At 60.4% G+C, this 18960-nt stretch carries 15 protein-coding genes and 1 pseudogene; 2 read left to right on the top strand and 14 right to left on the bottom strand.

Annotation, left to right across the window (positions count from 1 at the left end; translation table 11 throughout):
* Nucleotides 1-39: 39 nt before the first annotated feature.
* Both PV764_RS00605 and PV764_RS00610 read right to left on the bottom strand, forming a co-directional pair.
* Complete coding sequence (locus PV764_RS00605; RefSeq protein ID WP_353098698.1) at nt 40-591, bottom strand: hypothetical protein; 552 nt, start codon at nt 589-591, stop codon at nt 40-42.
* A gap of 80 nt (nt 592-671) precedes the next feature.
* Complete coding sequence (locus tag PV764_RS00610; protein ID WP_182338190.1) at nt 672-1409, bottom strand: hypothetical protein; 738 nt, start codon at nt 1407-1409, stop codon at nt 672-674.
* A 107-nt stretch (nt 1410-1516) separates the two neighbouring features.
* On the opposite strand from PV764_RS00610, the gene PV764_RS00615 reads away from it, so the two are divergent.
* Together PV764_RS00615 and PV764_RS00620 are read left to right on the top strand one after the other, a co-directional pair.
* Nucleotides 1517-2437 carry a DNA-binding protein gene (locus tag PV764_RS00615; protein ID WP_157825030.1) on the top strand — a complete coding sequence of 307 codons (921 nt, stop codon included), beginning with the start codon at nt 1517-1519 and terminating at the stop codon, nt 2435-2437.
* Nucleotides 2438-2551: 114 nt separating this feature from the next.
* The gene (locus PV764_RS00620; RefSeq protein ID WP_269801247.1) at nt 2552-2683 is read left to right on the top strand and encodes a hypothetical protein; all 132 of its coding nucleotides are present in this window, start codon (nt 2552-2554) and stop codon (nt 2681-2683) included.
* Nucleotides 2684-2931: 248 nt separating this feature from the next.
* Here PV764_RS00620 and PV764_RS00625 read toward each other — a convergent pair whose 3' ends face one another.
* From PV764_RS00625 to PV764_RS00680, 12 genes and pseudogenes are all read right to left on the bottom strand, one after another.
* Nucleotides 2932-3801: an MBL fold metallo-hydrolase gene (locus PV764_RS00625; RefSeq protein WP_421115965.1), complete on the bottom strand. Its 870-nt coding sequence runs from the start codon at nt 3799-3801 to the stop codon at nt 2932-2934.
* 21 nt (nt 3802-3822) lie between these two features.
* Nucleotides 3823-4074 (bottom strand): annotated as a pseudogene (locus PV764_RS00630) (transposase); the annotation flags it as partial.
* Between the two features lie 184 nt (nt 4075-4258).
* Nucleotides 4259-4882 (bottom strand): hypothetical protein, encoded by a 624-nt coding sequence (locus PV764_RS00635; RefSeq protein ID WP_146027638.1) that lies wholly within the window; start codon nt 4880-4882, stop codon nt 4259-4261.
* A 92-nt stretch (nt 4883-4974) separates the two neighbouring features.
* Nucleotides 4975-5712, bottom strand: a complete 738-nt coding sequence (locus PV764_RS00640) for a response regulator transcription factor (protein ID WP_080341495.1) — start codon at nt 5710-5712, stop codon at nt 4975-4977.
* 1 nt (nt 5713) lies between these two features.
* A complete protein-coding gene (locus PV764_RS00645; protein WP_421115967.1) occupies nt 5714-8173 on the bottom strand; it encodes a heavy metal translocating P-type ATPase in 2460 nt (819 codons plus the stop codon).
* A 78-nt stretch (nt 8174-8251) separates the two neighbouring features.
* The gene (locus tag PV764_RS00650; RefSeq protein WP_182338192.1) at nt 8252-11488 is read right to left on the bottom strand and encodes an efflux RND transporter permease subunit; all 3237 of its coding nucleotides are present in this window, start codon (nt 11486-11488) and stop codon (nt 8252-8254) included.
* A 15-nt stretch (nt 11489-11503) separates the two neighbouring features.
* A complete protein-coding gene (locus PV764_RS00655; RefSeq protein WP_102789638.1) occupies nt 11504-12757 on the bottom strand; it encodes an efflux RND transporter periplasmic adaptor subunit in 1254 nt (417 codons plus the stop codon).
* Nucleotides 12754-14007, bottom strand: a complete 1254-nt coding sequence (locus PV764_RS00660) for a TolC family protein (RefSeq protein ID WP_182338194.1) — start codon at nt 14005-14007, stop codon at nt 12754-12756. Before PV764_RS00660 ends, PV764_RS00655 begins: the two co-directional genes overlap by 4 nt.
* A 56-nt stretch (nt 14008-14063) precedes the next feature.
* The gene (locus PV764_RS00665) at nt 14064-14411 is read right to left on the bottom strand and encodes a hypothetical protein (protein ID WP_046272799.1); all 348 of its coding nucleotides are present in this window, start codon (nt 14409-14411) and stop codon (nt 14064-14066) included.
* A 108-nt stretch (nt 14412-14519) separates the two neighbouring features.
* Nucleotides 14520-14891 (bottom strand): diacylglycerol kinase, encoded by a 372-nt coding sequence (locus PV764_RS00670; protein ID WP_101098476.1) that lies wholly within the window; start codon nt 14889-14891, stop codon nt 14520-14522.
* Between the two features lie 73 nt (nt 14892-14964).
* Entirely contained in the window at nt 14965-16680 is a 1716-nt protein-coding gene (locus PV764_RS00675) for a phosphoethanolamine transferase (RefSeq protein WP_284129285.1), read from the bottom strand.
* Between the two features lie 163 nt (nt 16681-16843).
* Nucleotides 16844-18478 (bottom strand): ArnT family glycosyltransferase, encoded by a 1635-nt coding sequence (locus PV764_RS00680; RefSeq protein ID WP_167390411.1) that lies wholly within the window; start codon nt 18476-18478, stop codon nt 16844-16846.
* Between the last annotated feature and the right edge of the window lie 482 nt (nt 18479-18960).

Genomic DNA, 18960 nt, shown 5'->3' on the forward strand with positions numbered 1-18960 from the left:
GTTCATGGGGCAAGCATACCGGGGATGGACGCTATGCCGCTATCCCCGGGCGCGGCGGTAGGAGTGGGCCCACGCCGGAGCAGAGATCCGGCCGGTCGCCACCAGCCAGGCCATCCGCAAGGCCTGCGCGTCCACCAACGCATGGTGGCGCCTGGCCCTATGTTCCGGATGGGCTGCGAACCAGTCCTCGACCAGCAGCCCAGGAAGGCCTTCCTTCGACATGCATGTCATGACCGGGGCCGGCCGGGGTCCGCATGCGGCAACCTGGTCATCGGGTAGCTCAAAACCATCCAGTGCATACCGCAGCAGCTGGAGATCGTTCGGGAAATCCGCCGTCACCGCCAGCGCGTCGGTCTCGCTGAGGAAGGCGCGCAGCTCGGTAGTCAGGACGGCATCCGGCAGGGCTGCGTCGCCGCGGTCGAGCAGCGGGTAGACGCTCTGACGAACGAAGTCGGTGGGAGCCTCGGGCAGGCTGGCTCGCTCAGCGTAGAAAAGGCGGTCTCCACCTTCGTTCACCAGCGCCAGACTCACCAGCTCGCTGCCCGTTACATCGGCCCACTCGGTGTCCAAGAAGTAGTACGTGGTGGCCATGATTGAATGGTGCCACAGCTTCCCGGGGGGCCGAGCCTGGAAGTGCGGCCGAGGGTAGAATTCAGCGATCCATCAATCGGTTAGCGAAGATCTGGCCGTGCTCGTAACGATTCCCTGCCAGCCCTCGTCTTAGCCTGGTCCAGGTGGTAGACAAAACCGCCTTCGGGCAGGGCACGCAGATGCGCCAGGGTCGCTGCCGCCACCTCGCTGCGACGGCGACCGCCAGTGGAAAAGCCGAAGTAGAGCAGGGCGCGATCGCGCAGGCCTGCCAAGCCGGGGCCGCAGGTGGCCAGCAGCGCATGCAGCTCGAGCCGTGTGATCGCTGCCTTTTTGCGTGGGCGCTCCCCACGCTTATGCGCAGTCCGGCGGGCGCTGACCAGCAGCTGGCGCACCTCGACGCTGTCGAGGGGATTGGCCAAGTGCTGCAGCTGATGGACCTTGCTCAGCACCGAGACGCGGTGGGTGAGGGTGGCCAACCGCCACGGGCCAGGGCGGCTCTTCAACTTGGCCGCCACCAGCGCCTGGTCCAGCGCGGCCGGCAACTCCCAGCGCACACCCTCGGCGGTGTCGCGCGCCACGTGGTCGACGATGAATTGCACCACGGTTGCCGACGGCAGCGGCAGGCGTAGCGGCTGAGCGTAGCGGCCTTGGTACCAGCCGGCCCAGTAGCGCAGGGCGGTACGGTAACTGCGGGTGGTATTGGCGCTGTGCGCCGCCGCCAGGATCTGGTCAGCGGCGGTAGCGGCCTGCGCCGACAGCCGGGCCGGATCGGGCAGGGCGACACTCCGATCAACGGTAATGGAAGTGATGTTTTTCATATGTACTATGTACCTCTCACTACACGCTGGCGTCGATACATCCGATAATTCTACATTATCGGATGTACCGCTCGGATTCGTTCTTTTTCGCAGCTGGAGACATGTTTATGGCCCGGGGCCTCACTGAGCTGGACGTCCATCAGGCCGCCGACGACCTCATCGCCGGAGGCGATCGCCCCACGGTGGAACGCATCCGCGCCCACCTGGGCACCGGTTCACCCAATACCGTGACCCGTCACTTGGACAGCTGGTGGGCCAGCGTCGGCGCACGCCTGCGGCAGCGCGCCCGCGAGCAGGGCCGCCCGGACGTGCCGACGGAGGTGGACGCGTTGGCGCAGCGCTGCTGGGCCGCCGCCCTAGAGGCCGCCGCCGACCACGCGCAGGCCTTGGTGGTTGGCGAACGCGCCGATTTGCACGCGGCGCAGGCCGCCGTGGCCAGCCAGCAGGACGTGCTGGCGCATGAGCGCACCCAAGCGCTGGAGCGGCTGACTCAAGCCCAGCACGAGGCCCGTACGGCTGAGACCAGCGCCGCCGCCCTGCGCGAACAGTTGCGCCAGCTGCACGACGAGCGCGACGACCTGCGCCGCCAACGCGACGGCACTTCCACGCGCAACGAACTCCTGGAGGAACAGGTGGCCGCGCTGCGCGCCGAGCTGGCGCAGAAGGCCGACCAGCACACCGCCGAGCGCGATGAGCTGCTGGCGCATCTCCGCGCCACCGAAGACCGCGCACTGACCGAGGTGGACCGGGCACGCCAGGCGCTGCAGCAGCTCCAGCACAGCGTCACCGCGCAATCCCTTCAGCACCAGCGTGAGCTCAGCAACCTAAGCGCGGCCCGCCAGCAGGCTGAACAGACCACCGCCCAGGCACTGCGCGACCGGGACATCCAGAGCGCGCTGGCAAGCGCCTATGCCAGCCAGCTTGAGCGCTTGGGCGATCTGCCCGAGCAAGTGCGCGCTGCACTCACACCGCCGGCAGCGCCCGCGCGAACCAAGGCAAAACCGGTCCGCAAGGCGCGCTCGGGGTAGGCCGATGACCGGTGCGATTAGCTAGGCCAGCCCGATCATCCGCAAGCGGGGCAGGGTGCAGTCCTGCCCCGGATCCCACTCGCCGCAATAGACCCGTGAGGTACCTGATCCATGATGAGCAACGCCCAGGTGAACAGGATCCCCAGCGTCGAATTGCAGCTCTTCAAATGGATCACGCTGGTCGATGCCGTCGAGACTCCCGACTGCGTTGAGCTGGAGGGCGGCGCCCGGATCTGGATCAAGTAGGCATGCCATTCGCTGGCCGGCTTTGGCGATGATGTGCCAATACTCACGTTGAGCATTCAGCTCATCCCCTGCGTTAGAGGTCGCCGCTGGTCTACCGAATTTATCGAGATGTGCAGTAGCTTGATCCCGTGGCCGGCCTTATTTCTTCGAGCCGGCGCAAAATCAAAGCTATCGCCCTGCCCCATACGCAGAGGATCCATCCAGCTGCAGCGGCCAACGCTAACGCATCATCGCCAGAGGTGGCGGGGTCAAAACTTGAGCGTTTCACCATCTTCAGGAATCAAGACGCTGCCTTGGAGCGAATTTTCGATAACGTACTGCCGCAGGTCGGCGCGGAAGACAGTCGCGTGGTTCACGGCATCCATATGCACGGACACAATCTTCGCATTAGGGGCGAGCGTGTGCGCCCTAAGTGTATCCCCAGAACTCATGATGATCCCCGTATCAAAACCCGTGATGCGAGCATCGCCAGTGTTGAGGACGATAACATCCGGTTTATAGCGATTGATCGTATCCTGTACTTCATTCGTCCAGACGGTATCAGCAGCAAGGTAGATCGTTGGTGAACCAGCCTTTTCAAAGACCAAACCCATAACACTGCCAAGTCTCTTCGCCAGCGACTCAATCGCGTACATTGAATCCGAGCCGTGCTGAGTCACAGTGCGGGAGATAGCCACTCCGCCAAAAATTTCGCGCGGACGCAGGATCCGGACGTCTTTGAAACCCTTATCCCTCAGCAGCTTAGCGTCAACTTCGTTTTGGACGAATACGGGCATCTGCTTCGGAATCAGCGACTCAGCGGCGGGATCCCAATGATCCAAGTGGGTATGTGTCACAAGCACCGCATCCACTCCCTTGAGCACCTGACCGGTGTCGAAGGGAAGTTCGACGGTCGGGTTGCGCAATTCATTGCGATACGTTTCCGGGAAGCCTGGATAGGCGCCTTTAGAGGCCAGCATAGGGTCCACCAGCAATACGGTTTCGCCATACGTAATCTTAGCCGTGGCATTGCGTATCTGCTGGAACGACGTCGTCGCGCCCGAGACGCCTGCAGCATCTGCGTTGCTCTGGAGGCCTAGCGCCGAAAGCGTGCCAAGTGTAAGGGACAGCATTTTCATATGTCTTCTCTAATTGGAGTGATCGCGCTCCTCAGTCAGACGTTTCACCTCGGCCTTCAACCGACGCACCTCGGCTGAGTCCTTGGGCGTGGGCAACATCGACCCCTCTGGTGTGCCCGCCAAGGCCTCGCTCTTGGCCTTGCGGAGCCATTGGTAAAGGCTGTGGGATGAGACCCCCAGCCGCTTGGCAACCTCGGCTACAGCAAAGCCCCTTTGGGTAACCTGCTTGACCGCTTCGGCATTGAACTCATCCGTGTACTGCTTGCTCGCCATAGACACCTCTCTGGCTTCCATTGCTTATGGCTCTGAGATGTCTACGAAATCTTGGCCGGTCCAATGAGAACCTTTGTGCCCATGATAATTGGTCGCAGTTGATGAAAGCAGAAAAAAGGCTCAGGCGGCTAAACGGCCCTCACGAGAGCCATCCGTTACGCCGTCAGATGAGACGTACGTCTGGCTACTTTTTGCGTTTTATGGTTCTGCATCGGCCTTTCGCTGCCTTCTGCTTCCTACCCCCTGTCACCACATGCCTTGTAATCCACTGGGCAGCAGACGGTTCCGCGCTGAAGGTCCTAATGATCCTTTCAACTACAGTTGAATACCCCACCGTCGCACCTCTGAGCAGGTTGGTCCAGAACCGAGCAATGAGAAAAGACAGCACGCCACTCATAAGGACGGAGCCAAAGAACCAGAAATGACTAATGGGCGAGGTAACCTTCAGCCCCTTGGTAAACATATACGTCGCAAACATGCCTGCACCGGAATGCGCCAGCATTATCAACGACGTCGGCGAAGTGCGAACCCTGAAGACAACCGAGGTGGAAAGCGTTTCTACAGCCGACAGAAGAATCAGTAAAAGGCTTGCCGTTAATGCGGGGCACAGAAGCTGGCAACCAGACTGCTGCGTGTAAAGAAGGAATGGAGCCGCCAACAAGACCAGTGCCTCAAGGCACACGCTGGGATATCTCCTCAGGAACTGCCCCCAACTTCTTCGGGCTAATGCAAACATGTCCTGAATAAGGCTAGCCACCGTCATTGCGGCCATGCTGGATAGCGTGATACAGGCTGGGATCCAGAGCATCCTCTCCTCCGGTCCCGGCGCGAAAGGCTCCATAGCCACCACGCCCCAGGTGGCCATCGCAAGGAACGACACGATAGGCCATACAGCTTGGCTTACTTTTCGCATAGAGCTGCTACATCCGACGTGCAGGCTCTTCTTGGCGAGCCCGAAACGATCATCTCGGCCCCCAATCGATAGCCAAAGCGTGGCAGCGTATGTATCAACCTCTCGTCGAACCCCCCATCAACGCTTCGTCTGAGGGCGGACATATGAGATCGGAGCAGGTCCCGATCTGGCGGATCGTCCCCCCATAAAGCGTGCTCCAGCTCTTGGCGACTCACAGCCGAAGGGCTCGCCCGCATCAGAACTTGTAGCAACTTTCGGGATCCAGGGTAGAGCCGCAGCTGCCTTCCTTCCCTGGTCGCTATCAACGTTGCCAGATCGAGAGTAAGGCCACCGACTGTCAGCCGTCTGGTGGCCGGACGCCCTTGGGCGCGGTTCACTATCGCCTGGAGCCGGACTTCCAATTCCGGGATGTCAAATGGCTTGGTTACATAGTCATCCGCCCCAGAACGGAAGGCACGAATTTTATCGGACAGCTCCCGCCTCTCAGTAAGCATCAGAACTGGTACCGATACACCATGCTCAGACCGCAGCTTGCTGATCAGATCAGGGCCTTCGATACGCGGCAACGTCCAATCCAAGACGACTGCGTCATAGGTATTAGACACTGCAAGGTGCAGCCCTGTGACGCCGTCTCCCGCAGCATCGAGCTGATGCCCCCTGCACTCGAAATACTCGAAAATCGCCTTGGCAACCCGGAGATCACGGTCAATGACAAGAAGGCGCATGTCAGGACTGACGGTAGCCGAGAAGCCGAAGGGCATTGAACACCACCAGCAACGTCGAGCCCTCGTGCACGGCTACGGCGGGACCAATGCCAAGACCCATGATTGTGGCTGGAACGAGCAGTGCGACAACGCCAAGGCTGACATAGACGTTCTGACGGATCACCCCTCGGGTGCGACGACTGAGCTCCACAGCGAAGGCAACCTGTTTCAGGTCCTCGGACATGAGGGCAACATCAGCAGTCTCCAGCGCGACATCGGAAGAGGCCGCTCCCATCGCAATACCCACACTTGCACTGGCCATTGCAGGTGCGTCATTTACGCCGTCGCCCACCATCGCCACCCGCTCCGTCTCTTTTAATTGACGGATCGCCTTTACCTTATCGTCGGGCATGAGATTGCCCCATGCCTCGTCCAAACCGACGTCCCTTGCTACAGCTTGGGCAACAGTCTGATGGTCACCGGAGATCATGATCATCCGCTGGATGCCCAAGCTCCGTAACTTTTCCAATGCCTCACGTGCCTCTGGGCGCGGCGTGTCCATCAGCCCGATGATGCCCAGGTCCCGGTCGCCCAGGCGAACCGCCATGGTCGTTCTCCCAGCTTCGCGCAGTACATCGATAGCAGACTGCGCGTCAGTGGTGAGAGCTCCAATGCTACCGTTACCGAACATCTCTGCTTTTCCGATCCAGGCGCTGATGCCGTTCACTTTTGCCTGAACGCCGCTCCCCGCAAAGTTCGTAAGATCCGTCGCGCCCGTCACCTGGATGTCGCCCAGTCGAGCGCTCCCGTCGCGAACGATGGCTGCAGCTAACGGGTGGTCACTGAGGGCCTCTACGGCCACCGCAATTTGGAGCAACTCTTTCTCCGTTGCCCCCTGCATGACCTTGATATCGGTGATGCGCGGCTTGCCTTGGGTGAGCGTTCCGGTCTTGTCAAACGCGATGGCGCGGATCATTCCTAACTCTTCGAGCGGCGCTCCACCTTTGATGAGTACACCACCACGTGCGGCTCTTGCGATCCCCGCCAGAACAGCACTTGGCGTGGCTATGGCCAGTGCGCAGGGGCTCGCTGCTACCAAAACTGCCATAGCACGATAGAAGCTGTCACGGAATGGCTCATCAACCACAACCCAGGAGAAGAGAAGGAGTGCAGCCAGAATCAATACCGCAGGAACGAACACTCTCTCGAACTTGTCCGTAAAGCGCTGCGTGGGCGACTTCCTCGTCTCAGCCTCACTTACCATCTTGACGACGCGAGCGAGGGCGGATTCCCCTGATCTACGCGTGACTTCAACCTCCAAGGCGCCAGAGCCATTGATAGTGCCGGCGAAAACACGTGACTCCATTGCCACCGAATCAGACCGAACCCGTGCCAGGGCAGGGTCACTGACTGCCAGCTTATCGACCGGGATGCTTTCCCCGGTGACAGGGGCTTGGTCAACGCTGCTAGCCCCTTTGATAATGAATCCGTCCGCCGGCATCCGGTCATTGGGACGTACGACCACGACGTCTCCAGGTATCAAGGCTTCAACCCGGACTTCAACCACCCGTCCATCCCTCAGTACCTTGGCGGTCTCAGGGGCAAGCTTGGCGAGAGCTTCGATCGCACGCTTCGCCCGGCCCATCGCGTAATGTTCAAGGGCGTGACCGAGACTGAAGAGGAACAGAAGCAAAGCGCCTTCGGCCCATGCGCCGAGCGCGGCTGCGCCTGCCGCTGCAACCAGCATCAGCGTATCGATCTCAAAGCGCTTTAGCTTGATATTCCCGATCGCCTCGCCAAGCGTGAACCAGCCGCCAAAGACGTAGGCTGCTACGTAAAACGCTGTGGGAATCCAGGGCGTTTGGGTCAACCCAAGCTTTTCAATCGCAAATCCCACGATCAGGAGCAGGCCGCAAGCAAGTAAGAAGATCAGCTCACTATTGCCACCCAGGAGGCCCCCGTGGGAATGACCGGGGTCCTGTCCGTCCTTGTGATCGTGTCCTTCGCGCTGATCCTTCAAATCTCCCCTCGGACTCGGTGGCTCTTGCGCTACACCCAGCGCGTCAAGCTTCGCTCTCAGCTCCGCCTCGCCTGTCTTGGCTCTCTCGTACTCGATACTTATGCCGCCAGCTGGGCTGGTGGTGGCTTCAATGACGCCTGGTACGGCCTGCACTTGCGCCGCAATTGTCCTTGCCTTTCGTGCGTGAACGGCCGAACCAAGCTCCAAGAAAAGGTGGCCATACCGATCACCCAACTCAACGCCCATGGATGCCGCCACCTCTCGCACTCGCTGAAGCGAGACGATCTCGGGGTTGTAATGAATGCAGAGCATTCCGAGAGCTCCCTCGCCACCCTCGCACGCGTGCACGCGCGATACTCCGTTCATTTCCTCAAGGCCATCGACCAGCCTCTGCACGCAGCTGTCGTCGCGAGCGACGCCTGGGAGTAGTAGCGGCAGTTCGATTTCTGTGGTCAGGTTCATGTGTTCCCTCCAACGTCATAAGAATGGATCGGGAAGTCCGGCAGGCAGATGCGCTGCCGGACCCAAACATTCCATCAATCAGTGGGCAGTTTCCGGTTGCCCTTTGGGATCTGGCTTGGACAAACGGCCCGCAAATGTCGGCAGCACAAGCAGTGTGAGCACTGTGGCGGTCAACAGGCCGCCAATGACCACCGTCGCGAGAGGCTTCTGCACCTCAGCGCCAGACCCACTGGCAATGGCCATAGGAATGAAGCCGACGATCGCCACCAGCGCGGTGGTCACGACAGCGCGAATTCGGCTGCCGGCGCCGTTCATTGCCGCGATCAGTGGACTGTCACCAGCATCAAGCCTCTCTCTGATGGCTTGCATGAGCACCAATCCGTTCAGCGTCGCAACACCCGATACAGCGATGAATCCGACAGCGGCCGATACCGAGAACGGCATACCACGCACCAGCAATGCGAGAATTCCGCCAACTAGGGCAAGCGGGACGCAGGTGAACACCAAACCCGCCTCCTTTGCACTGCCCAATGCCATGAACAGGAGGCTGCCGATCAGCAGGAAGACAATCGGAACAACTGTCATGAGTCGCTTTTCAGCCCGCTGCAAGTTCTCGAACTGACCGCCCCACGTCATGTGCGCGCCCGGTGGAAGCTGTACGTCCTTCACCGCCGCCTGGGCCTCTCCCACAAACCCGCCCAAGTCACGACCGCGAACATTTGCCTGCACCACGACACGGCGGCTTCCGTTGTTTCGACTGATCTGGTTCGGCCCCTCGCTGATCTCGATGCGTGCGACAGAGGAGAGCGGGACGATGCCCCCAGTAGGCGTTGCAATCGGCAGCGATGCGAGCTGATCGGGGTCATTGCGTGCGTCGTCGCTGAGGCGAACAACAACATCGAACCGGCGGTCACCCTCGAAGATCTTGCCTGCCGCGGCGCCGCCAATACCGGTTGAAAGCGCGTCGCTTACGTCCGCCGCCGTGAGGCCATACTGCGCAGCTGCAAGATGATCGATCGCCACATTGAGGGTGGGTAGGCCGGAAATCTGCTCAACACGGACATCTGCCGAGCCCTGAACGTTTCTTAGCTTCAGCGCGATCTGGTCGGCAACAGCTTGCAGTTGCTCGAAGTTGTCGCCGTAGATCATGACGGCCAAGTCCGTACGTACACCTGAGATCAGCTCATTGAAGCGCAGCTCGATGGGCTGGCTGAATTCAAAGCTGTTGCCTATCTGCGAGGCGGCGATCTTTTCAAACCTCGCAATCAGATCCTCCTTGCTCAGGGAAGAGTCTGGCCACTCCTTTCTTGGCTTAAGTACGATCACACTGTCGGAGATGTTGGTCGGCATGGGGTCGATAGCTGCTTCTGCGGTACCGGTCCGCGAGAAGACCGTCACGACCTCTGGTTCAGCAGCAATAGCCTTCTCCAGCGCCAACTGCATAGCCAACGATTGCTCAAGCGACGTCGATGGCACACGCAATGCCTGCATGGCGAGGTTTCCCTCATCAAGGGTTGGCATGAACTCTCGACCCAGCATCGTAAAGCCGACCACGCCCATCCCGAGCATCAAAAGGGCGCTAGCGAACACTGCCTTGGGCCTACGAATCGCCGCTTGGATCGCCGGTTCAATACGGCCGCGCAGGACGCGGATGATTGCTGTCTCATGTTCTTCGTCCTGGTCGCCCTCGTGTCCCTCCTTATTCGCATGGAGCTTGGGTTCCCTGACCAGCAGGGCAGCCATCGCCGGTACGAAGGTAAAGGAGAAGATGAACGCGCCAACGAGGGCGAGCATGAAGGTGGCGGCCATCGGGTGGAAGGTCTTGCCTTCCACACCTTCCAACGTAAGGATCGGTGCGAAGACCAACAGGATGATCACCTGGCCGAACGCTGCAGGACGCGCCATCTTCCTCGCCGAGTCGGCGGCCACACGCAGTCGCTCCATTGCATTGAGGGGTCGGCCAAGTTCGGCACGCCTCTTCCCAAGCATCAGCAGGGTGGACTCGATCACAATTACCGCGCCATCTACAAGGATGCCGAAGTCCAGCGCTCCCAAGCTCATCAGGTTGCCGCTGATACCGAACTTGTTCATGCCGATAACAGCGAACAGGAACGACAGCGGAATAACCAAGGCGGTGATGGCTGCCGCACGCAGGTTGCCTAGCAGCAGGAACAGCACAACGACGACCAGCAGGGCACCTTCGGTTAGGTTCTTGGCGACAGTCTTGACAGTGGAGTTAACCAGCACACTACGGTCCAGCACTGGCTCTGCGAAGATCTCGGCGGGTAGGGATTCATTGACCTGTGCCAGACGCTCAGCAGCAGCTTGAGCGACGGTGCGGCTGTTGCCGCCAGCGATCATGAGTGCCGTGCCCAGTACTGCCTCATGACCGTTTCGGCTAGCTGCACCAAGCCGTGGGGCGCGCCCCATCCCGACCTCGGCAACATCGGCCACCCGGATCACCACGCCGTCCTTGGTGGCAACCGGCGACTGAGCCAGGTCGTCGGTCGTCAGGGCAAGGCCGTCGGCCCGAACGACCAGTCCTTCGCCCGCACGCTGGACGAAACCGGCACCAGCCTGGACGTTGGAGCGTTCCAGAGCTTGGACCAAATCGGCCAGACCCAGGTTGTATGCCGCCAGTCGAGCGCTGTCGGGGTAGATGCCGTATTCCTTGACGTAGCCACCTACGGTATCAACACCGGCCAGGCCGGGGCTGGAGCGCATCTGTGGTGCGATGATCCAGTCCTGGACAGTACGCAGGTACGTTGCGCGCTCCTGGGCGGTTCCAAGTCGATCGCCCTCTGGTGTCAGGTAAACCTCACCTTCTTGCCAGCCAGCCTGGCCGGGCTTGGCTAGCTTCTTGGGGTCAAATGGCTTGAAGTCCACCGTCCACATGAGAACCTCGCCCAGCCCGGTTGTAACCGGGGAGAGCATGGGGGACACGCCCTCGGGCAGATCTCCGGCAGCCTCCCGCATCCGCTCTGCCACCTGCTGGCGGGCGAAATAGATGTCGGTCTGATCAGTAAAGATCGCCGTGACCTGAGAGAAGCCATTGCGTGACAGGGAACGAGTGGTGTTCAGACCCGGGATTCCGGCCAAGGCCGTTTCCAGAGGATAGGTAACCTGGCGCTCAATCTGCTCCGGAGTAAGGGCAGGTGCGATGGTATTGATCTGAACTTGGCGGTTGGTGATATCTGGTACAGCATCGACTGGCAGCTTGCTCAGTTGGAACAAGCCAAAGCAGGCAATCAATGCAGCCAGAAACACCACGAGCCAGCGGAACTTGACCGCTGCTTCAATGATGATCTTGAACATGGTGTATGAGTTCCCTTAGTGGCCGTGCTCGGCTTCACCCTTGGCCAGTTCGGCCTTGAGCAGGAAGGCATTGGCGCCTACGAGGCGCTCACTACCCGTCAGGCCGCTAAGGATTTCGATTCGATTACCTGCACGACGGCCAGCGAGTACCGGCGTTGCCTTGAAACCACCCTCGACGGCAACGAAGACAACACTTCTGCCATCAACGCTTTGGACCGCATCTGCCGGCACGCTCATGCCTCCGGCGGCGCCATCGGCGATGATGACGGCCGAAACGGGGGAGCCGGCCGGTGGCAACTTCTCCGAAATTGGTTTGGCGCGAATGGTCGCAGTGCCGCCCTGCTGCATCACATTCGCAGCGGCGGCAATGACCTCAGCTTCGAAGCTTCCGCCCGGGCCAGTCACTTCCAGCTTCATTCCGGGCACCGCGAGAGTGGCCAGTGCTGGCGGTGCAGTGAATACGAGTTCATTCATGTCGGGATTGGAAACCTCCGCAACAAGCGTCCCAGCTGAGACGACGCCACCGGGCGTCACTTGGACGTTGCCAACCAAGCCAGCGACAGGACTCGAGATGGTCACCCGGCCGGAACTGTCCGGAGACCCGCTGGCCGCAACCTGCGCACGTGCAGCACTAGCGGCAGCATCCGCGGCCAAAGATCGCGCACGCGACGCCTCCAGCTCCTGGCGTGCCACTACGCCTTGCTCGACAAGGGATTTATCGCGGCCGTAGGCCAGGCGGATGGCTTCGGCCTCCGCCGCTGCGGCAGTAGCGGCGGCCTTGAACGTCGCGGCTTCTCCACTGACAACGATCACCAGGGGCTGGTTGCTCTTGACGGCCGTACCAGGTGCAACAAGCACGCGTTCAACGCGGCCGGTGACCGTTGATGCGATCGCAGCACGCCCCCCGATGGCCGGCTCGACGCGCCCAGCTAGGCGGGTCGATGCGCCACCGCCGCGCCCGACAGCCACCACGCCGATGCCAGAAGCCTTGATCTGGTCAGGGGTCAGCTTGACTACACCTTCCTCGGCCTCCTCTTCGCCGTGATCGCCATCGCCATCACCCTCACTGTGCGCCTCGGCGGAGCCCGGCTTAGCGTCAGCTGTGTGATCGTCGTGACCGTCATCCTTGCCAGCCGGCTTCTCTGCCTGGGCACCACTGGATTTAGCATCCTCCTGGGCACCGCCACTGCATGCGGTCAGCCCGCCGGTCATCAGCAAGGTAGCCAACAGCGTCGCTCCGATGAGCGTTTTGTTTCCGTACTTGTTCATTTTGCCTCCACAAACGGTGCGCGCCCTTCAAGGCGGGCGAGGTCGATTTCTGCTGCCACCCGGCTAAGACGGGCATCCACAGCACTGCCACGAGCAGCGATCAGGGTTGATCGCGTGCTACGCAGCTCCAATTGCGATATACGACCTGCCTCGAATCCGATGCGGGCCAGCCGATAGGCTTCGTCTGCAGCTTGTACGCTCTCATCTGCGGCCCGTGCGCGGCTGTTGGATGCTTTGAGACTCGCAACTGCCCCCAAGCGGGCTGCTTCACTGTCACTCTTCTGAGCAACCAGAACCGCTTCGGCAGCACGTTGTTCCGCGTAGGCGGCCTGGATCGCACCGCGGTTACGGTCAAATAGGGGGATCGAAAGGCTGATGCCCACGTTGTAGGCCTGGTCGCCTGCTTGGCGGAAGCGCGTCTGAGCCACGGACGCACTCAATTGTGGCAAGGCACGCTTGCGCTCGACATCTATAAGGCGACCGGAGGCCTCCGCTTCAGCCTGTGCAATGCGAACGGCAAGCGGGGGTGCCTCAATAGCGACTGGGTGAGAGGGCACGCGGTCAAGCAGGCTTTCACCGATGTCGGTCAGGGGACTGTCCACCAAGGACACCCCGGCCAGGCGCGCAAGCGCCGCATCCCGGTAGGCCTCGGCCTCATCCAGGCTTGCCTTCGCATTGGCGACCTCGCTCCGTGCCTGCACACCGCGCAGGTTGGGCTCACGGCCCTCGCTGACCATCGCAGCCACGGCCTTAGCGTCCTGTTCAATCAACGCCAATGCTTCGCTGGCCAGTTCATAACGGCGCAACGCAGCCTCTGCTTCGGCATATGTTGCCGCCAAGCGCCCGGCTGCGTCACTGCGCATCAGATCACCCCGTAAGCCTGCCGCGCCTGCCTCCGCACGCGCGGCGCGCACTCGGGCCCCTCGTTGACCCCAGATCTCCAATGGCTGGGAAAGCGTGACAATGCTGTCAGCGTTGGAAAAGCCTTTATAGGGTCCCGTGCCGTATGCATTTTCCGCTTCGATGGAGACCGTTGGATTGGGTAGTGCCCGAGCCTGTTGTACCCGCGCCTCGGCGGCCTCAGCCAGCGCGACGCCCTGGACGGTCGCAGGCATCTGGTCCAAGCGAGAAAGCAACGATTCGTAAGATGGTGCAGTTTGAGCAGCCACATGTCCGGTTGGCACCAACGCCAACAGAATAGCCACAGCCAACCCGGTCGCTGAAAGCGACCGGCCTGTCAAAATCGACATAAAAACTCCCGTAAATTATCTGAGCGAATGACCCGCAAGTGCGGGGCAGAGCCAGATCAGATACGGGGGGGGCGCATGGGACCGTCGAGTCGGAACGCGTAGACGTCCGCGTGCTTGGTACTGTGCAGCGAGATCCGGCCATCGGCGAAGAGATCATCGTGACCGGCAGTTGGCAGGCTTGCCGTTGAATGGTGGCAATGCCCATGGCCACAGGCATCGGCGCCAGACGAATCCTTGCCCTTGCCGGGGTCCTGGTCCGATTCGCCTGAGACGCCGTGCATGTCACCTACGGTGGCTGGAGCCTCCTGCGCGCATGCCAATGCCTCAGCCACGGGCACGACCACGAACACCGCCAGAAGCAGCAGCATCAGGTACATACGGATGGCGGGCAGAGAGCGACGCATGGGGGAAGGCTAGCAACCTCGTCTGGACGGATACAATTACATAGAAATACTACAGTTACGACACCGGACGCGCTGTCGGGTCCTGTTCAGGTTAGGGTGCCTAGAGGGTCAACCCAGCAGAACCAGGGCCCAAATGAGCGCCACGTTGCAAAGAGCCACGAACACAGCGCCCGAACCCATGTCTTTGGCGCGACCGGCCAGCTCATGGATCTCTGGGCCGTAGCGTTCGATAACCGCTTCGATGGCGGAGTTCAGCAGCTCCAAGGCCAGCACAGCCAGCACGCTCCCCATTAGAAGTGCTCGCTCTACCGCTGAGTGGCCCAGCAGAATCGCTGCCGGTAGTGCCACCACGGCCGCGACAACCTCGAGTCGAAACGAGGATTCATGCAGCCAAGCTGATCGTAGTCCTTGGAGGGACCAGCGGAGCGCCTTGAAGACGCGGGCAATGCTCCGCGGACGATGACCGTACATATCTGCCACTGCGTTGCTTCCTTAATTTAGGACCCCAAGAGCCGCTGCTGGGCGCTTCCAGCAGCGTGCTCGTTGTCGCCCGTTATGGGGTGGACCCGGAGTTGATGGAACAACCGGAGAAAAGATTCAGGCTTTCGTCCAACGACTTCGTCCGGACCTGCATGAGGCCGAGTACAGAATGGAAGAGGTTGTCGTGGCTGGCCGGCCGCTTTGATCGGTCCCGGACACATTGAAGGTCCAGGTTGTTGCTGCTCTTCATGCCCTCGGACATCCACATGACCATGGGCACTTTGATCTGAGTGTCGGGAGCAATGGCATAGGGGAGACCGTGGAGATAGACGTTCGCCTCGCCCAGTGACTCACCGTGGTCGGATACGTAGATCAATCCAGTGTCATGGCTTTGATCCTGCTCAAGCATGCGGATGGCCTTTCCTAAGAAGTCATCTGTTGCAAGAACTGCGTTGTCATACGCATTGACGATCTGCTGGCGTGTGCACTTGCCCAGATCTGCATTGCGGCAGTCAGGCGTGAACCTCCTCAGAACCTCGGGATATCGCTTGTAGTAGCTCGGCCCGTGGTTCCCCAGCTGATGCAGAACGACCACAACATCACCCGGATTGTCATCGATCGCGTCATGCAATCCCCGCAACATGATCTCATCGCGGCACGCTTGGTCATCGCACAACCCATCCTTGATAGGCACGCGGAAGGACTCAAACGCCAGGTCCGCGCAAACCCCCTTACAACCTGTCTGGTTGTCCCGCCATAACGTCTTGATGCCAGCTCGCTCAAGCACATGAAGCAGCGACTCTGAGCCCCTGATCTTGTCTCGATCGTAGTCTCGCCTTCCATACACCGAGAACATACAAGGCACGGAAACTTCAGTATTTGACCCGCAGGCAGTCACGTCCGAGAAGTTGACAACGTCCGATGCCGCCAGCTGTGGCGTTGTCTGCCGGCTATATCCATTCAGTCCCCAGTTCTGCGCGCGAACCGTCTCGCCTACGACTATGACCAGAAAGTGTGGCTTCGCACCTGGTGGATGGGGCTTCATTCTGGCGTCCGGACCGACCACCTGAATCGGACCCCGTTCGGCTCGCGTCTGTTCTCGGACAACCTTGGCAATGGAAGCAAGATAGTTTCCGGGTGTTGCCAAGTACCTGACTGGCTTGTGGTTACGCATGAGCGAGGACAGGTTGTCGAACGAGGCGAAGGCCGCGCCAGTTATGACCACGACAGAAACGCCGAGCAGAAGGACTCTAGCAAGTACGGCGCTCGCCAGACTGGAGGGACGCCGGATCCGAACCGTACATGCCACGACGGCTGGAAACACGCCTTTCATCAACACCGCAAGGAAGAATCCCCAGGTCAGCAGCTCGCCAGCCTCTGCGCTGTCAGTCTTCAGCACGTTTCGCACCATGCTTGCATCGAAGTAGACGCTGTAATTGTCTGAGTTGTAGGCGGCAGCAGCGGACACGACAAGAAGCAAGGAAACGACGGGCTTTACCGTCCATCGAGTGCACAACAACCCAAGAAAGAGTACGTTCAAGGAGGTAAGAATCGCTGCCGTTGACAAGAGAAGCAGCGCACGGGCCGCTCCATCAACACCACTCTTGGCGATGACCTCTGCAAAGAAGGCGTTGTTGAGGAACAACGTGAAGTACAACGCCACAACGATGATCAGAGTACTGATCCCCAGCTGAGGTCCCCTGACATGCCTCCCAAGCCGACCGAGTGGATCTGAGACAGCTCGGCCTTGCCGATCACTCCGGCTGAAGCATTTTTTCAAGTAGTCCATTTGTTTTTCCGTTTGATGGACCCGCAGACGCGCTCATGGCGAGTACGCCGGCGCTGTGCAAACCGAAGTCGCTGTGCTCGCGGGTCTACTTAAGGGGCGCTCAGAGGGGCAGTACAGGTGCAAAGGACCTGACGCCCTCGACACTCGGAAGCGGCGGCGAGGTCTAGCGAATTGAGGTTTCGCATGTCGATAGAGCTCCAGCCGGAATGAGCCACCAGGTTCTTCGATTGGCTACTCCAAACTGCAAGGATGGATCCGGCCTTCGATCACCGCAGTTCTCTAGCACCGACCCCTCAATGAGCAGCCAACGCACGTCCTGGCGCTCCTGCTGCCAACTCAATGCCGTGGCAAGCTGCTGCCTAGCAGGCCGATTGAAGCCGAACTCCGCCGTGGCTGATTGCGACATGAGCAATTGCTGCTCGCGCCAACCGACCAGTCCCAGTTGCGCCGAAGGTCCGATGCGTGTGCTCACCTGTTCCATGAGCCCCCGGGATGAGCTTGCCTCGTTCAGGACGCTGGGACCCGCAAACCCGTAGACGACCCAAAAACCACTCATCCCCGTGAGCAGCCCCTTCCAGGCGCTGCCTGAAAGTGAGAGAGCCGCACCAACCAGCAAGGGCAACGAGGCGAGGAGGACCAGGATGGCGATCGAGTGCGAGTCCTCACTAGAGCCACGCTCAGTGAGAAGCTTCACTTCGAACCGAGGGTTGGAAGCGAGCATCCATATCCCCAAGGTCGCCGTTGCCGTACCCAGGAGCGAGACAAACGCGGTCGCCAATCTTCGTACTCCGACTCTTCCGACAATGTCTGGAAGAGACGCAGCGAGCGCCAAGCACAGCATCGGCAGGCCGGGGAGGATGTACATGTCTCGCTTTCCTGCAGGAACTGAAAAGAACAGTACGATCAGGGCGAGGCTGCCGACCGGAAGCCATAGACGTTCGTCAAAGCGACAAAGCCCTTTGTAGAGGCTTGGCCCCGCCCAGGGAAGAAGGGCGATCGTTGGCAACCACGACGTAGCTATAACTACGAGGAAGTACCACGGTGCCTGGAAGTGATGCCATGAGTTTCCGTAACGCTGGATCGTCTGGCGGAACAGGATGTTACGCGCGTACTCAAGGTTCTCTTGGGTGGGGTGGATCCATACAGCGATCAGCATCGGAATGAGCCAGATGCCAATCGCGACCAACAAGGCCAGGGGTCCCAGCCACGCGCGTCGATCACCTATCCAAGAAGCACTCATCTTCCTGGAAAACGTCAGCGCCAGGGCTGGAACCAGCATGAAGAGTGCAATCACTCCCACGCCCTTGGTGATCACTCCCAACCCGGCCGCAAACCACGCCACGGTCCACATCCGCCAATCCGGACCGCGAACAATGTGCCGAATGAGGCCGTAGTGGGCCAAGGTGACCCATGCAAGCAGCAGGGGATCGATCTGCGCGCGCTTCATCTGCAGAGTGAACTGCACGGCGAGGAGTAGCGCCCAACCTGCGTAGATCCCGGCCTGCTTGGACCACAAGCGCCGTCCTAGGTCGTAGGTCATCCACACACATGCGATACCTGACAGCACCGAGGGAAGCAGGAAGGCAATCCTGAGATTTCCGGTCAGCTGCAGCAGGGCAGCCTGGATCCACATGAAGAGCGGAGGCTTGTCTGCGTACAGCTCTCCACCGCGGCGTGGGAACAGCCAGTTTCCGCTGTCCACCATTTGGGAGGCAACCAAGGCGAATCTCGGCTCATCGGCAGGCCAAGGGTCGCGCAGGCCCAGGCCCGCACCGAGGACCACCGTAGCGGTTGCCATCAGCAGTGCCGCTTGACCGCGCGGAGTTCGGAGGTAGGTAGATATTGAGAGGGGCATTCAAGCCGCCTTCTTAGAGGCGGCACGGTGCCGTTCGGCGACTGCGCGAGCAGGCACGCGTCGGCCGGACGCACAAAGCGCCCAGAAACAAGATGTGATCATGGAAAGATCCGCTAAGGGTGATCGCAGAAGGACGAACAGGCGCCTAGCGCCTGGGTCGCGATCAAGCCCTGGGAGGTCTAATCAGCCTGTCGGGGGTGTGGGGCGCCACGGGCCGCTCGTAGAACACGTGCCCACCCTCATCCAGTGGCGCCTCGCCCGGCGCAAATCCGTTAGACGCCACGAATGCACTGCTGTGATGGCAATGACCATGACCACAGGCTGGGTGTGCCTTGTCGGAGTGCCTCTCGCCTGGCCCTGCTACTTCCTGATGGGACTGCTCTTCAGAGAAACAGACCGAAGCATCGACGACAGGCACTATTACC

The organism is Stenotrophomonas sp. AS1 (assembly GCF_048957655.1).
Classification (GTDB): domain Bacteria; phylum Pseudomonadota; class Gammaproteobacteria; order Xanthomonadales; family Xanthomonadaceae; genus Stenotrophomonas; species Stenotrophomonas bentonitica_A.

Excerpts from the sequence above, each read along its gene's own strand:
- PV764_RS00640 (WP_080341495.1), bottom strand. The coding sequence starts at position 5,712 with ATGCGCCTTCTTGTCATTGACCGTGATCTCCGGGTTGCCAAGGCGATT.
- PV764_RS00610 (WP_182338190.1), bottom strand. The coding sequence starts at position 1,409 with ATGAAAAACATCACTTCCATTACCGTTGATCGGAGTGTCGCCCTGCCC.
- PV764_RS00625 (WP_421115965.1), bottom strand. The coding sequence starts at position 3,801 with ATGAAAATGCTGTCCCTTACACTTGGCACGCTTTCGGCGCTAGGCCTC.
- PV764_RS00605 (WP_353098698.1), bottom strand. The coding sequence starts at position 591 with ATGGCCACCACGTACTACTTCTTGGACACCGAGTGGGCCGATGTAACG.
- PV764_RS00645 (WP_421115967.1), bottom strand. The coding sequence starts at position 8,173 with ATGAACCTGACCACAGAAATCGAACTGCCGCTACTACTCCCAGGCGTC.
- PV764_RS00650 (WP_182338192.1), bottom strand. The coding sequence starts at position 11,488 with ATGTTCAAGATCATCATTGAAGCAGCGGTCAAGTTCCGCTGGCTCGTG.
- PV764_RS00620 (WP_269801247.1), top strand. The coding sequence starts at position 2,552 with ATGAGCAACGCCCAGGTGAACAGGATCCCCAGCGTCGAATTGCAGCTC.
- PV764_RS00660 (WP_182338194.1), bottom strand. The coding sequence starts at position 14,007 with ATGTCGATTTTGACAGGCCGGTCGCTTTCAGCGACCGGGTTGGCTGTG.
- PV764_RS00665 (WP_046272799.1), bottom strand. The coding sequence starts at position 14,411 with ATGCGTCGCTCTCTGCCCGCCATCCGTATGTACCTGATGCTGCTGCTT.
- PV764_RS00675 (WP_284129285.1), bottom strand. The coding sequence starts at position 16,680 with ATGGACTACTTGAAAAAATGCTTCAGCCGGAGTGATCGGCAAGGCCGA.
- PV764_RS00655 (WP_102789638.1), bottom strand. The coding sequence starts at position 12,757 with ATGAACAAGTACGGAAACAAAACGCTCATCGGAGCGACGCTGTTGGCT.
- PV764_RS00680 (WP_167390411.1), bottom strand. The coding sequence starts at position 18,478 with ATGGCAACCGCTACGGTGGTCCTCGGTGCGGGCCTGGGCCTGCGCGAC.
- PV764_RS00615 (WP_157825030.1), top strand. The coding sequence starts at position 1,517 with ATGGCCCGGGGCCTCACTGAGCTGGACGTCCATCAGGCCGCCGACGAC.
- PV764_RS00635 (WP_146027638.1), bottom strand. The coding sequence starts at position 4,882 with ATGCTCTGGATCCCAGCCTGTATCACGCTATCCAGCATGGCCGCAATG.